Consider the following 14,443-nt stretch of genomic DNA (forward strand, 5'->3'; position numbering starts at 1 on the left):
CGGAAAAGACAAAACCCCTACCTGCATGCGCAGATAGGGGTTTTGCGAAATGAATCTTGACGATGACCTACTCTCACATGGGGAAACCCCACACTACCATCGGCGATGCATCGTTTCACTACTGAGTTCGGGATGGGATCAGGTGGTTCCAATGCTCTATGGTCGTCAAGAAATTCGGTTGCCCAGAATGTCTTAGGAACACTCTTGGCCAATTCGGATATGCGATTTGTGATGTTACGAACTTTCGGGTCTTTCGTCTTCACCACCACAATTCGGCTTACGCGCAAATTGCTTGGGTGTTATATGGTCAAGCCTCACGGGCAATTAGTATTGGTTAGCTCAACGCCTCACAGCGCTTACACACCCAACCTATCAACGTCGTAGTCTTCGACGGCCCTTTAGGGGATTCAAGATCCCAGTGAGATCTCATCTTGAGGCAAGTTTCCCGCTTAGATGCTTTCAGCGGTTATCTCTTCCGAACATAGCTACCCGGCAATGCCACTGGCGTGACAACCGGAACACCAGAGGTTCGTCCACTCCGGTCCTCTCGTACTAGGAGCAGCCCCTCTCAAATCTCAAACGTCCACGGCAGATAGGGACCGAACTGTCTCACGACGTTCTAAACCCAGCTCGCGTACCACTTTAAATGGCGAACAGCCATACCCTTGGGACCGGCTTCAGCCCCAGGATGTGATGAGCCGACATCGAGGTGCCAAACACCGCCGTCGATATGAACTCTTGGGCGGTATCAGCCTGTTATCCCCGGAGTACCTTTTATCCGTTGAGCGATGGCCCTTCCATACAGAACCACCGGATCACTAAGACCTACTTTCGTACCTGCTCGACGTGTTTGTCTCGCAGTCAAGCGCGCTTTTGCCTTTATACTCTACGACCGATTTCCGACCGGTCTGAGCGCACCTTCGTACTCCTCCGTTACTCTTTGGGAGGAGACCGCCCCAGTCAAACTACCCACCATACACTGTCCTCGATCCGGATAACGGACCTGAGTTAGAACCTCAAGGTTGCCAGGGTGGTATTTCAAGGATGGCTCCATGAGAACTGGCGTCCCCACTTCAAAGCCTCCCACCTATCCTACACAAGCAAGCTCAAAGTCCAGTGCAAAGCTATAGTAAAGGTTCACGGGGTCTTTCCGTCTAGCCGCGGATACACTGCATCTTCACAGCGATTTCAATTTCACTGAGTCTCGGGTGGAGACAGCGCCGCCATCGTTACGCCATTCGTGCAGGTCGGAACTTACCCGACAAGGAATTTCGCTACCTTAGGACCGTTATAGTTACGGCCGCCGTTTACCGGGGCTTCGATCAAGAGCTTCGCTTGCGCTAACCCCATCAATTAACCTTCCGGCACCGGGCAGGCGTCACACCCTATACGTCCACTTTCGTGTTTGCAGAGTGCTGTGTTTTTAATAAACAGTCGCAGCGGCCTGGTATCTTCGACCGGCATGGGCTTACGGAGCAAGTCCTTCACCCTCGCCGGCGCACCTTCTCCCGAAGTTACGGTGCCATTTTGCCTAGTTCCTTCACCCGAGTTCTCTCAAGCGCCTTGGTATTCTCTACCTAACCACCTGTGTCGGTTTGGGGTACGGTTCCCAGTTATCTGAAGCTTAGGAGCTTTTCTTGGAAGCATGGCATCAACCACTTCGCGCTCTAAAGAGCACTCGTCATCAGCTCTCGGCCTTGAGATCCCGGATTTGCCTAAGATCTCAGCCTACCACCTTAAACTTGGACAACCAACGCCAAGCTGGCCTAGCCTTCTCCGTCCCTCCATCGCAATAACTGGAAGTACAGGAATATTAACCTGTTTTCCATCGACTACGCTTTTCAGCCTCGCCTTAGGGACCGACTAACCCTGCGTCGATTAACGTTGCGCAGGAAACCTTGGTCTTTCGGCGTGGGAGTTTTTCACTCCCATTGTCGTTACTCATGTCAGCATTCGCACTTCTGATACCTCCAGCAAGCTTCTCAACTCACCTTCACAGGCTTACAGAACGCTCCTCTACCGCATCACCAAAAGGTGATACCCGTAGCTTCGGTGCATGGTTTGAGCCCCGTTACATCTTCCGCGCAGGCCGACTCGACTAGTGAGCTATTACGCTTTCTTTAAAGGGTGGCTGCTTCTAAGCCAACCTCCTAGCTGTCTAAGCCTTCCCACATCGTTTCCCACTTAACCATGACTTTGGGACCTTAGCTGACGGTCTGGGTTGTTTCCCTTTTCACGACGGACGTTAGCACCCGCCGTGTGTCTCCCATGCTCGGCACTTGTAGGTATTCGGAGTTTGCATCGGTTTGGTAAGTCGGGATGACCCCCTAGCCGAAACAGTGCTCTACCCCCTACAGTGATACATGAGGCGCTACCTAAATAGCTTTCGAGGAGAACCAGCTATCTCCGAGCTTGATTAGCCTTTCACTCCGATCCACAGGTCATCCGCTAACTTTTCAACGGTAGTCGGTTCGGTCCTCCAGTCAGTGTTACCTAACCTTCAACCTGCCCATGGATAGATCGCCCGGTTTCGGGTCTATACCCAGCGACTAAAGCGCCCTATTAAGACTCGCTTTCGCTACGCCTCCCCTATTCGGTTAAGCTCGCCACTGAATATAAGTCGCTGACCCATTATACAAAAGGTACGCAGTCACCTAACAAAGTAGGCTCCCACTGCTTGTACGCATACGGTTTCAGGTTCTATTTCACTCCCCTCTCCGGGGTTCTTTTCGCCTTTCCCTCACGGTACTGGTTCACTATCGGTCAGTCAGTAGTATTTAGCCTTGGAGGATGGTCCCCCCATATTCAGACAAAGTTTCTCGTGCTCCGTCCTACTCGATTTCATTGATAAGAGATTTTCGTGTACGGGGCTATCACCCACTATGGCCGCACTTTCCAGAGCGTTCCACTAATCTCAAACCAACTTAAGGGCTGGTCCCCGTTCGCTCGCCACTACTAAGGGAATCTCGGTTGATTTCTTTTCCTCAGGGTACTTAGATGTTTCAGTTCCCCTGGTTCGCCTCTTGCACCTATGTATTCAGTACAAGATAACCAGCTTATGCTGGCTGGGTTCCCCCATTCAGAGATCTCTGGATCACAGTCTGTTTGCCGACTCCCCAAAGCTTATCGCAGGCTACCACGTCTTTCATCGCCTCTGACTGCCAAGGCATCCACCGTATGCGCTTCTTCACTTGACCATATAACCCCAAGCAATCTGGTTATACTGTGAAGACGACATTCGCCGAAAATTCGCATTTCGCTCAATTAAGAGCAGAACTCACAAATTTTACCTTAGCCTGATCACACACCAGTGAAAGTGCATGTCAGTCTATCTATCACATATCCGAATTTTTAAAGAACGATCTGACAAAAGTCAGAAATCAACATTCATTGCCGAATGTTCATTTCTAAGTTCTGAGCAGTGCTGCGAAACCTGAAAGAGTGGTGGAGCCAAGCGGGATCGAACCGCTGACCTCCTGCGTGCAAGGCAGGCGCTCTCCCAGCTGAGCTATGGCCCCATTTGACCAGCCGCACCAAGTAATTGGTAGGTCTGGGCAGATTTGAACTGCCGACCTCACCCTTATCAGGGGTGCGCTCTAACCAACTGAGCTACAGACCTATAACAGGGTTGCGTTACAGCATCGTCTTTACACAATGAATCAAGCAATTCGTGTGGGAGCTCATCAGCAGGCTGATGTCGTCGATTAAGGAGGTGATCCAGCCGCAGGTTCCCCTACGGCTACCTTGTTACGACTTCACCCCAGTCATGAATCACACCGTGGTAACCGTCCTCCCGAAGGTTAGACTAGCTACTTCTGGTGCAACCCACTCCCATGGTGTGACGGGCGGTGTGTACAAGGCCCGGGAACGTATTCACCGCAACATTCTGATTTGCGATTACTAGCGATTCCGACTTCACGCAGTCGAGTTGCAGACTGCGATCCGGACTACGATCGGTTTTGTGAGATTAGCTCCACCTCGCGGCTTGGCAACCCTCTGTACCGACCATTGTAGCACGTGTGTAGCCCAGGCCGTAAGGGCCATGATGACTTGACGTCATCCCCACCTTCCTCCGGTTTGTCACCGGCAGTCTCCTTAGAGTGCCCACCATAACGTGCTGGTAACTAAGGACAAGGGTTGCGCTCGTTACGGGACTTAACCCAACATCTCACGACACGAGCTGACGACAGCCATGCAGCACCTGTGTCAGAGTTCCCGAAGGCACCAATCCATCTCTGGAAAGTTCTCTGCATGTCAAGGCCTGGTAAGGTTCTTCGCGTTGCTTCGAATTAAACCACATGCTCCACCGCTTGTGCGGGCCCCCGTCAATTCATTTGAGTTTTAACCTTGCGGCCGTACTCCCCAGGCGGTCAACTTAATGCGTTAGCTGCGCCACTAAAATCTCAAGGATTCCAACGGCTAGTTGACATCGTTTACGGCGTGGACTACCAGGGTATCTAATCCTGTTTGCTCCCCACGCTTTCGCACCTCAGTGTCAGTATCAGTCCAGGTGGTCGCCTTCGCCACTGGTGTTCCTTCCTATATCTACGCATTTCACCGCTACACAGGAAATTCCACCACCCTCTACCATACTCTAGCTCGCCAGTTTTGGATGCAGTTCCCAGGTTGAGCCCGGGGCTTTCACATCCAACTTAACGAACCACCTACGCGCGCTTTACGCCCAGTAATTCCGATTAACGCTTGCACCCTCTGTATTACCGCGGCTGCTGGCACAGAGTTAGCCGGTGCTTATTCTGTCGGTAACGTCAAAACAGCAAGGTATTAACTTACTGCCCTTCCTCCCAACTTAAAGTGCTTTACAATCCGAAGACCTTCTTCACACACGCGGCATGGCTGGATCAGGCTTTCGCCCATTGTCCAATATTCCCCACTGCTGCCTCCCGTAGGAGTCTGGACCGTGTCTCAGTTCCAGTGTGACTGATCATCCTCTCAGACCAGTTACGGATCGTCGCCTTGGTGAGCCATTACCTCACCAACTAGCTAATCCGACCTAGGCTCATCTGATAGCGCAAGGCCCGAAGGTCCCCTGCTTTCTCCCGTAGGACGTATGCGGTATTAGCGTTCCTTTCGAAACGTTGTCCCCCACTACCAGGCAGATTCCTAGGCATTACTCACCCGTCCGCCGCTGAATCGAAGAGCAAGCTCTTCTCATCCGCTCGACTTGCATGTGTTAGGCCTGCCGCCAGCGTTCAATCTGAGCCATGATCAAACTCTTCAGTTCAATACTGCTTGGGTTTTTAAGAAACCCTAAACTTGGCTCAGCAATCTCAAATGACTATGTGATTTCTCGCATGGCCACTTGTGATGCTGATAATCTTTTTGACTATCAGTCCGTACTCACAAGCACCCACACGAATTGCTTGATTCAATTTGTTAAAGAGCGTTTGGCTAAGAGCTTTTCGTCTCAACCGAGGCGCGCATTCTACGCCTTCCTCATTTGCTGTCAAGCGTTTATTTTGAAGTTCTTTCCGAGAAACTCGTTTAGCTTCAACCGCTTAACTCGCTGCGATCTCTCGTAGCGGGAGGCGAATCATACAGCGTTACAACCTGCTGTCAACCACCTTTTTCACCGCTGCCGATCCTGAGACCGAAACGCCTCCGGAGCTTTCGATTCGCTTAACTCGTTGAATTTCAAGGAGTTTTGCGTTCCGTTGTCGCTGGAAGTGGGGCGCATTATAAGGGGATCTGAAACCCCGTCAACCTTTAATTTCAAGAAAGCTTCATTTGCCTGAAAACAAAGCGGGGAGGCCTGTCGGCCTCCCCGCTTTTATATAGCAACCGCGCTTACAGGCTAGGGAACGCGAACTGCGACGCCTCGTGGCTTGCACGTTGCGGCCAGCGCTGGGTGATCGCCTTGCGACGGGTATAGAAGCGCACACCGTCTGGCCCATAGGCATGCAGGTCACCAAATAGCGAACGCTTCCAGCCACCGAAGCTGTGATACGCCACCGGCACCGGCAGCGGCACGTTGACCCCGACCATGCCCACTTCGATTTCGTCGCAGAACAGCCGCGCCGCTTCACCGTCACGGGTGAAGATACAGGTCCCGTTGCCATACTCATGATCGTTGATCAACTGCATGGCCTGCTCCAGGCTGTTCACCCGCACCACGCACAGTACCGGCCCGAAGATCTCTTCCTTATAGATGCGCATCTCGGGGGTGACCTTGTCGAACAGGGTGCCTCCGACGAAATAGCCATCTTCGTTACCCGCCACACGCAAGCCACGGCCATCGACCACCAGCCGGGCACCAGCGGCGACGCCGTCGTCAATGTAACCCAGCACCTTGTCACGCGCTGCGGCAGTCACCAGCGGCCCCATGTCCAGGCCACAGGACGTGCCGGCACCGATCTTCAGCGCCTTGATCTGTGGCTCGAGCTTGGCAATCAGGGCATCGGCCACCTGGTCCCCCACACACACGGCCACCGAAATGGCCATGCAGCGCTCGCCGCAAGAACCATAGGCAGCCCCCATCAGCGCGCTCACCGCGTTGTCGAGGTCAGCATCCGGCATCAGCACGGCATGGTTCTTCGCTCCGCCCAAGGCCTGGACGCGCTTGCCGCGCTTGGTGCCCTCGGCATAGATGTACTCGGCAATCGGGGTCGAACCGACGAAGCTCAGGGCTTTCACCTCCGGCGCCTCGATCAGCGCATCGACCGCTTCCTTGTCGCCGTGCACCACATTGAGGATGCCCTTGGGCAGGCCGGCTTCCAGCAACAGCTGGGCAATATAGAGGGTAGAGCTCGGGTCGCGCTCGGACGGCTTGAGGATGAATGCGTTGCCGCAGGCGATGGCCAGTGGGTACATCCATAGCGGCACCATGGCCGGGAAGTTGAACGGGGTGATACCAGCCACCACGCCCAGCGGCTGGAAGTCGGACCATGCATCGATGTTCGGGCCAACGTTGCGGCTGTACTCACCCTTCAGTACTTCTGGCGCAGCGCAGGCGAACTCGACGTTCTCGATACCGCGCTTCAGTTCGCCGGCAGCGTCTTCCAGCGTCTTGCCGTGCTCCTCGCTGATCATCTGCGAGATCTTCGCTTCGTTCTGCTCAAGCAGCTGCTTGAAACGGAACATCACCTGGGCGCGCTTGGCTGGTGGGGTGTTGCGCCAGGCCGGGAAGGCGGCCTTGGCCGAATCGATGGCTTCCTGGACAGTGGCACGGCTGGCCAGCTCGACCTTGCGCACGGCCTGGCCGGTAGACGGGTTGAAGACATCGGCGGTGCGCTCGCCCTTGGTGACCAGCTCGCCGTGGATCAGGTGCTGAACAATGCTCATGCAGAACTCCAGATAAAGAAGGTAGTGCCAGGCCCGTGTCGTTCACGCGCCTGGCATCAGAATCAGAAAGATCAGTCGATTTTGTTGAGGGTTTCGCCTACCGCGTCGAACAGGCGGTCCAGCTCCTGCGGCTGGGTATTGAAGGTTGGCCCGAACTGCAGGGTGTCGCCGCCGAAACGCACATAGAAGCCGGCTTGCCACAGCTTCATCGCGGCCTCGTAAGGGCGGACGATGGCATCACCGTCACGCGCCCCAATCTGGATCGCGCCGGCCAGGCCGTAGTTGCGGATATCTACGATGTTCTTGGTGCCCTTCACTCCATGCAGCAGCTTCTCGAAGTGCGGCGCAAGTTCGGCGGCGGACTGCACCAGGTTCTCTTTCTGCAGCAGGTCCAGCGCGGCGATACCGGCGGCGCAGGCGACCGGGTGCGCCGAGTAGGTGTAGCCGTGGGGGAATTCCACCGCGTACTCAGGGGTCGGCTGGTTCATGAAGGTCTGGTAGATCTCGCCAGTGGCGATCACTGCGCCCATCGGGATGGCGCCGTTGGTGACCTGCTTGGCGATGCACATCAGGTCTGGGGTCACGCCGAAGGCCTCAGCACCGGTCATGGCGCCCATGCGGCCAAAGCCGGTGATGACTTCGTCGAAGATCAGCAGGATATTGTGCTGCGTGCAGATCTCACGCAGACGCTTCAGGTAACCCTTCGGCGGTGGCAGCACGCCTGCGGAACCGGCCAGTGGCTCGACGATCACTGCGGCGATGTTCGAGGCATCGTGCAGTTCGATCAGCTTGAGCATCTCGTCGGCCAGGGCGATACCGCCCTCCTCCGGCATGCCCTTGCTGAAGGCGTTGGCCGGCAGCACGGTATGAGGCAGGTGGTCGACGTCCAGCAGCTGGCCGAACATCTTGCGGTTGCCGTTGACGCCGCCCAGGCTGGTGCCAGCGATGTTCACACCGTGGTAGCCACGGGCACGGCCGATGATCTTGGTCTTGGTGGCCTGGCCCTTCAGGCGCCAGTAGGCACGGACCATCTTCAGCGCGGTGTCGGCGCATTCGGAGCCGGAGTTGGTGTAGAACACGTGGTTCAGGTCACCTGGCACCAGGTTGGCAATTTTTTCGGCCAGCTGGAACGACAGCGGGTGACCGAACTGGAAGGCCGGGGAGTAGTCGAGCGTCGCCACCTGGCGGGCCACCGCTTCGCTGATTTCCTTGCGGGTATGCCCGGCGCCGCAGGTCCACAGCCCCGACAAAGCGTCGAAGATCTTGCGGCCCTTGTCATCGACCAGGTAGTTGCCCTCTGCCGCCACGATCAGGCGCGGGTCGCGGTGGAAGTTACGGTTGGCGGTGTAGGGCATCCAGTGGGCATCCAGCTTGAGCTGGCTGGCCAGGCCGGAATGGGCGGTTTCGGGCATGTTCATCGGCGGTTCCTCGGAAGACGATTAGGCAACGATGGATGTTGTTGCAGCTAAATTCGCACGGGGATAAAGTCCGGAAAACCCAACATTTCTAATCTTCAGTCAGCAGATAACTAAACATATGAGCCGACGCCCCGATCCCCTCGCCCAAGTCAGTGATTTCGATATTCGTTTGCTGAAGATCTACCGTAGCGTGGTGGAATGCGGCGGTTTCTCCGCGGCAGAGAACGTGCTGGGTATCGGCCGCTCGGCGATCAGCCAGCAGATGAACGACCTCGAGCAGCGTCTGGGCCTGCGCCTCTGCCAACGCGGGCGCGCCGGTTTCTCGCTCACCGAAGAGGGCCGTGAGGTGTACCACTCGGCCTTGCAGTTGCTCAGCGCCCTGGAATCGTTCCGCACCGAGGTCAATGGCCTGCACCAGCATTTGCGCGGCGAGCTGAACATCGGCCTCACCGACAATCTGGTGACCTTGCCGCACATGCGCATCACCCACGCCCTGGCCGAACTGAAGGACCGCGGCCCCGACGTGCGAATCCAGATCCGCATGATCGCCCCCAGCCAGGTCGAACAAGGCGTGCTCGACGGCAGCCTGCACGTCGGCGTGGTGCCGCAGACCAGCCCGCTGTCGGGCCTGGAGTACCAACCGCTGTACAGCGAGCGCTCGCTGCTCTACTGCGCCGTCGGCCACCCGCTGTTCTACGCCGATGACCAGCAGATCGACGACGAGCGCCTCAACAGCCAGGACGCCATCGCCCCGACCTTCCGCCTACCCGCCGACATCCAGGCGCACTACCAGGCGCTGCACTGCACCGCCAGTGCCTCGGACCGCGAAGGCATGGCCTTCCTGATCCTCACCGGGCGCTATATCGGTTACCTGCCCGACCACTACGCCAGCTTCTGGGTGCAGCAAGGCCGCCTTCGCGCGCTCAAGCCCGCGCAACGCTTCTATGACCTGGGCCTGAGCTGGGTTACGCGCAAAGGCCGACGTCCCAACCTGGTACTGGAAAGCTTCCTCGAGAGCCTGGCTGCGACACGTTGATACTTATCCAGGCCGCAAATGCTTGTCACTTCGGCACAGGCAGGTAATCTGTCGAACATTCGTAACGACCCGTCCGGAATCGTCCATGACCCTAGAAGTCCCTGCGCATCGCTCCCCCGCCTCGGGCAAGCCCGCCGGCCGCATCCGCCAGAAGAACGAGCAGGCCATCATCCAGGCCGCCGAAGACGAATTCGCCCGCCACGGCTACAAGGGCACGAGCATGAACACCATCGCGCTCAAGGCCGGGCTGCCCAAGGCCAACCTGCACTACTACTTCACCAACAAGCTGGGCCTGTACATCGCGGTGCTGAGCAACATCATCGAACTGTGGGACAGCACCTTCAACGCCTTGAGCGTCGACGACGACCCCGGCGAAGCGCTGAGCCAGTACATCCGCACCAAGATGGAGTTCTCCCGGCGCAACCCGCAGGCCTCGCGGATCTTCGCCATGGAAGTGATCAGCGGCGGCGAGTGCCTCACCGAATACTTCAGCGCCGACTACCGTGAATGGTTCCGTGGCCGCGCCGCGGTGTTCCAGGCCTGGATGGAGGCCGGCAAAATGGACCGGGTCGACCCCGTGCACCTGATCTTCCTGCTGTGGGGCAGCACCCAGCACTACGCCGACTTCGCCACCCAGATCTGCCAGGTCACCGGCCGCAGCCGCCTGACCAAGCAGGACATGGAAGACGCGAGCAACAATCTTATCCACATCATTCTCAAAGGCTGCGGCATCAGCACGCCCGCCTGACTCGGACCTATGCCTTCTACCCTGCTCGACCTCTGCGAGTTCCGCGAGGAAATCCGCAAGAGCCGTTTCATCACCCTGGCCGGCCCGATCGCCAGCCCTGCCGAGGCAATGGCCTTCATCGAACGCCACAGCGACCTGGCGGCCACCCACAACTGCTGGGCCTGGAAGCTCGGTGGCCAGTACCGCAGCAGTGACGACGGTGAACCCGGTGGCACCGCCGGGCGCCCTATCCTCGCCGCCATCGAGGCGCAGGATTGCGACCAGGTGGTGGTACTGGTGATCCGCTGGTACGGCGGCATCCAACTGGGCACCGGTGGTCTGGCCCGCGCTTACGGCGGCGGCGCCAACAAATGCCTGCAGCAAGCGCCCAAACGACTGCTGGTGCAGCGCAGCGAATTTACCTGCAGCTGTACCTTCAGTGAGCTGGCACTGGTCAAGCTGCGCCTGGCGGAGGTAGACGGCCTGGTGCTGGACGAACAATTCACCGCCAATGGCGTCGACCTGCATATCGCACTGGGCGATACACACCAGCACACCCTGCAACAACAACTGGCCGACCTGAGCCGCGGGCGCATCCTGTTGGAACGCTGCTGAGCGTTGCCCACAACTACTGTGGGCCCGCCTGTGGATAAGCTTGGGGCATTCTTGCCCAGGCCTTGCGCTCCAAGGCTCGCAGCGCTTTGATCATATTTTGATCACAATCATGTGACGGTGACCCAAGTCACTGAAACCCGGTGAGTTATCCCCAACCTTGAACACAGCTACGCACTGAAACCAGCGTTTCAGCGGCAATTTGCTTGCGCACAATAACTGTGGAGCAGCCTGTGGATAACCCGTTAGCCAGTCAGCCAAAGCCCGATTCCATCGGCTGCGCAGCGAGCTGTTCATTTTTTGTACAGCCCTCATCGGCCGCACAGGCCTGCGACGCATTACTGGGATATGCTCCTCATCCACGCCCTGCGCATATGAGGGCGCCCACACTTTGCCATGGGGCGAGCAGCCACTCGTTTCACCCAATCAAGGAGCATCGCAATGACCGCGAACAAGACCGCCCTGATCATCGGCGCCTCCCGAGGCCTCGGCCTGGGCCTGGTACAACGCCTGCGCGAAGATGGTTGGAACATCATCGCCACCGTACGTGATCCACAGCAGCCCGGCGCCCTCGGCGAGGTAGCGGGCGTGCGTATCGAGCGCCTGGAGATGAACGACACCGCCCAGCTCGATGGCCTCAAGCAACGCCTGCACGGCGAAGTTTTCGACCTGGTGTTCGTCAACGCCGGCGTAATGGGCCCGCTGCCGCAGGACCTGGAGAGCGTCCAGGTACCGCAGATCGGCGACCTGTTCATGACCAACGCCGTGGCCCCTATCCGCGTCGCCCGGCGCCTGGCCGGCCAAGTGCGTGAAGGCACCGGCGTGCTGGCGTTCATGAGCTCGATCCTGGGCAGCGTGACCATCCCCGACGGCGGCGAGATCTGCCTGTACAAGGCCAGCAAGGCCGCGCTCAACTCGATGATCAACAGCTTCGTGGTCGAGCTGCAGCGCCCCGACCTGTGCGTGCTGGCCATGCACCCGGGCTGGGTGAAGACCGACATGGGCGGCGAGAACGCCGAGATCGACGTGCTCACCAGCACCCGTGGCATGCTTGAGCAGATCAAGGCCCAAAGCGGCAACGGCGGCCTGCGCTTCATCAACTACAAGGGCGAAGCACTGATCTGGTAAGCCCCGGGCGATACAGGCCCGGGTGGGCGCATTGCCCGGCCGGGCCCTGTAGAATGGCGGCCAACCGTACCTGATCGAGATTGCACACATGTATGACTGGCTGAACGCCCTTCCCAAGGCGGAACTGCACATGCACCTGGAGGGCTCGCTGGAGCCCGAACTGCTGTTCGCCCTGGCTGAACGCAACAAGATCGCCCTGCCCTGGGCGGATGTGGAAACCCTGCGCAGCGCCTACGCCTTCAACAACCTGCAGGAATTCCTCGACCTCTATTACCAGGGCGCCGACGTACTGCGCACCGAGCAGGACTTCTATGACCTGACCTGGGCCTACCTGCAACGCTGCAAGGCGCAGAACGTTATCCACACCGAGCCCTTCTTCGACCCGCAGACCCACACCGACCGTGGCATCCCCTTCGAAGTGGTACTGAGCGGCATCAACCGGGCGCTCAAGGATGGCCGCCAACAACTGGGCATCAGCAGCGGCCTGATCCTCAGTTTCCTGCGCCACCTGAGCGAAGACGAAGCGCAGAAGACCCTCGACATGGCCCTGCCCTTCCGCGACGCCTTCATCGCCGTGGGCCTGGACAGTTCGGAAAAAGGCCACCCGCCGAGCAAGTTCCAGCGCGTGTTCGACCGCGCCCGCAGCGAAGGTTTCGTGGCCGTGGCCCATGCCGGCGAGGAAGGCCCGCCCGAGTACATCTGGGAAGCCCTCGACCTGCTCCAGATCAAGCGCATCGACCATGGCGTGCGCGCCATCGAAGATGAGCGCCTGATGCAGCGCATCATCGACGAACAGATCCCGCTGACCGTCTGCCCACTGTCCAACACCAAGCTGTGCGTGTTCGACCATATGAGCCAGCACAACATCCTCGACATGCTCGAGCGCGGTGTGAAGGTCACGGTCAACTCCGATGACCCGGCCTATTTCGGTGGTTACGTCACCGAAAACTTCCACGCCCTGCACCAGCACCTGGGCATGACCCAGGACCAGGCTCGTCGCCTGGCGCAGAACAGCCTGGACGCCCGCCTGGCAGGCTAACCCACCTGCCGGGCAGGAAGGCTTGCGATACCGTTGATCTGCTGAAGGCCGAGCGGGGTAACATGCACCGCCCGGCTACCTTCCTGTTCACGCACCCAGCCCGACTGCACGAACAGTTTGAGCAGGGCCTGCCCCAGGCTACCGCCAAGGTGCGGCCCCTGATCGCTCCATTCGCTGCAATGGCAGATCACACAATCACGTGGCTGCCCCGGTGCCAGCGCATCGATGTATAGCCCCATCGCCTGCAGCCGTAGCCGGCCTTCCTGGCTCACGAACAGTTGCTGCTCGCTGCCTTCCAGCCATCCGGCGGCAAGCAGGCGCTGGTATAGCTCGGCAACCACTTCGCCGCCCAGGTGATCGCCGCACAGACGCGCCTTGCGCATGGACAGTGGTATCTGCCGCGGCGAGCCGGCGTGGGCTCCCGCACGGCTCTCGAGCTGCACGCTGGCCAACGCCTCCACCGCCGCTATCACCTCTGGGTTGGCCAGACGGTAGAAGCGTTTGCGCCCGCGAATTTCCAGCCGCAGCAAGCCTGCGCCAGCCAGCAGGGTCAGGTGCGAACAGGCCGAGGAGACGCTCAGGCTGGTCATGCTCGCCAGCTCGTCCGCCGCACGCGGAGTACCATCGATCAGTGCCCATAACATGGCACTGCGTTTGGGTTCTGCCATCAGGCCGGCGGCCTGGCTGATACTGTGGACTGCGTTCATCAACCTGAAGCTCCCTGAAAGTTCTCGTCCGAAAAACCAGAGCGAACCTGCCGGTCTCATCAAGGTGGCCCAGACTAGGGTGTCGATGAATGATCGGCGAATGGTGCGATACCCCTGCACATCCCTGAGCGCTGGTTCGCCCTTCTGGCGGGGAAGTATCTCTGGCTGGCACTGGCTGCCGGGAGCAGTATAAGCCGCGTGAAAGCACGCGCCCTGCCACTGGTGGAGCGCAGCCGTAGAGGGGAGCACCTGGCTGTCACGGTCGGCGGCAGGCACTTGGCAAGGCCTTTTCCCCCGTGCCACAGCGCCCAAAGCCTGCAACGGCCAGCCGCCCCAGTTGCATCGCCCGACAATACCGACAGTGCCCTACATAACTTTCGGGCATCAAACCAGAAAGCTTCCCGGCTCCTGCCCGCCATGACCGTCAGTCCGAGTACTGATATCGGTCATGGCGAGCGCCTTGGGCGGCGCTAAACT

8 protein-coding genes, 2 tRNA genes and 3 rRNA genes are annotated in these 14,443 nt (G+C 58.5%); 5 read left to right on the plus strand and 8 right to left on the minus strand.

The genetic code is table 11. The features are described from left to right. Positions 1–54 precede the first annotated feature (54 nt). The 7 genes from rrf to aptA form a co-directional block, all read right to left on the minus strand. A 5S ribosomal RNA gene (rrf, locus tag LOY51_RS23595) occupies positions 55–170 on the minus strand. Positions 171–303: 133 nt separating this feature from the next. After that, positions 304–3,197: ribosomal RNA gene (locus LOY51_RS23600) — 23S ribosomal RNA — on the minus strand. Positions 3,198–3,442: 245 nt separating this feature from the next. Continuing rightward, positions 3,443–3,518 (minus strand) — tRNA-Ala (locus LOY51_RS23605). 24 nt (positions 3,519–3,542) lie between these two features. Then, positions 3,543–3,619, minus strand: a tRNA-Ile gene (locus tag LOY51_RS23610). Between the two features lie 86 nt (positions 3,620–3,705). Beyond that, positions 3,706–5,242: ribosomal RNA gene (locus LOY51_RS23615) — 16S ribosomal RNA — on the minus strand. The 16S, 23S and 5S rRNA genes sit together here with 2 tRNA genes alongside, the layout of an rRNA operon. A 563-nt stretch (positions 5,243–5,805) precedes the next feature. Then, positions 5,806–7,299: a CoA-acylating methylmalonate-semialdehyde dehydrogenase gene (locus LOY51_RS23620; RefSeq protein ID WP_110992890.1), complete on the minus strand. Its 1,494-nt coding sequence runs from the start codon at positions 7,297–7,299 to the stop codon at positions 5,806–5,808. A 71-nt stretch (positions 7,300–7,370) separates the two neighbouring features. Beyond that, entirely contained in the window at positions 7,371–8,717 is a 1,347-nt protein-coding gene (aptA, locus tag LOY51_RS23625) for an omega-aminotransferase AptA (RefSeq protein WP_125465650.1), read from the minus strand. A gap of 118 nt (positions 8,718–8,835) precedes the next feature. Between aptA and LOY51_RS23630 the strand changes: the two genes are divergently transcribed. From LOY51_RS23630 to LOY51_RS23650, 5 genes are all read left to right on the plus strand, one after another. Then, positions 8,836–9,753, plus strand: a complete 918-nt coding sequence (locus tag LOY51_RS23630) for a LysR family transcriptional regulator (protein WP_110992892.1) — start codon at positions 8,836–8,838, stop codon at positions 9,751–9,753. An 85-nt stretch (positions 9,754–9,838) separates the two neighbouring features. Beyond that, positions 9,839–10,501, plus strand: coding sequence for a TetR/AcrR family transcriptional regulator (locus LOY51_RS23635; protein ID WP_258643311.1), 663 nt, complete (start codon positions 9,839–9,841; stop codon positions 10,499–10,501). A gap of 9 nt (positions 10,502–10,510) precedes the next feature. Beyond that, entirely contained in the window at positions 10,511–11,095 is a 585-nt protein-coding gene (locus LOY51_RS23640) for an IMPACT family protein (RefSeq protein ID WP_125860503.1), read from the plus strand. A gap of 438 nt (positions 11,096–11,533) precedes the next feature. Next, on the plus strand, positions 11,534–12,220 hold the full coding sequence (locus LOY51_RS23645) for an SDR family oxidoreductase (protein WP_125860504.1): 687 nt from the start codon (positions 11,534–11,536) through the stop codon (positions 12,218–12,220). 88 nt (positions 12,221–12,308) lie between these two features. Next, complete coding sequence (locus LOY51_RS23650; protein ID WP_125860506.1) at positions 12,309–13,259, plus strand: adenosine deaminase; 951 nt, start codon at positions 12,309–12,311, stop codon at positions 13,257–13,259. Here the strand turns inward: LOY51_RS23650 and LOY51_RS23655 are convergent. After that, entirely contained in the window at positions 13,256–13,966 is a 711-nt protein-coding gene (locus LOY51_RS23655; protein ID WP_125465655.1) for an ArsR/SmtB family transcription factor, read from the minus strand. The genes LOY51_RS23650 and LOY51_RS23655 overlap by 4 nt on opposite strands. Positions 13,967–14,443 lie beyond the last annotated feature (477 nt).

Source organism: Pseudomonas sichuanensis (genome assembly GCF_024749065.1).
Classification (GTDB): domain Bacteria; phylum Pseudomonadota; class Gammaproteobacteria; order Pseudomonadales; family Pseudomonadaceae; genus Aquipseudomonas; species Aquipseudomonas sichuanensis.

What these genes read in the sequence shown, in the direction of transcription:
- LOY51_RS23655 (WP_125465655.1), bottom strand. Translation starts at nt 13,966, where the DNA reads ATGAACGCAGTCCACAGTATCAGCCAGGCCGCCGGCCTGATGGCAGAA.
- LOY51_RS23640 (WP_125860503.1), top strand. Translation starts at nt 10,511, where the DNA reads ATGCCTTCTACCCTGCTCGACCTCTGCGAGTTCCGCGAGGAAATCCGC.
- LOY51_RS23635 (WP_258643311.1), top strand. Translation starts at nt 9,839, where the DNA reads ATGACCCTAGAAGTCCCTGCGCATCGCTCCCCCGCCTCGGGCAAGCCC.
- LOY51_RS23650 (WP_125860506.1), top strand. Translation starts at nt 12,309, where the DNA reads ATGTATGACTGGCTGAACGCCCTTCCCAAGGCGGAACTGCACATGCAC.
- LOY51_RS23630 (WP_110992892.1), top strand. Translation starts at nt 8,836, where the DNA reads ATGAGCCGACGCCCCGATCCCCTCGCCCAAGTCAGTGATTTCGATATT.
- LOY51_RS23620 (WP_110992890.1), bottom strand. Translation starts at nt 7,299, where the DNA reads ATGAGCATTGTTCAGCACCTGATCCACGGCGAGCTGGTCACCAAGGGC.
- LOY51_RS23645 (WP_125860504.1), top strand. Translation starts at nt 11,534, where the DNA reads ATGACCGCGAACAAGACCGCCCTGATCATCGGCGCCTCCCGAGGCCTC.
- aptA (WP_125465650.1), bottom strand. Translation starts at nt 8,717, where the DNA reads ATGAACATGCCCGAAACCGCCCATTCCGGCCTGGCCAGCCAGCTCAAG.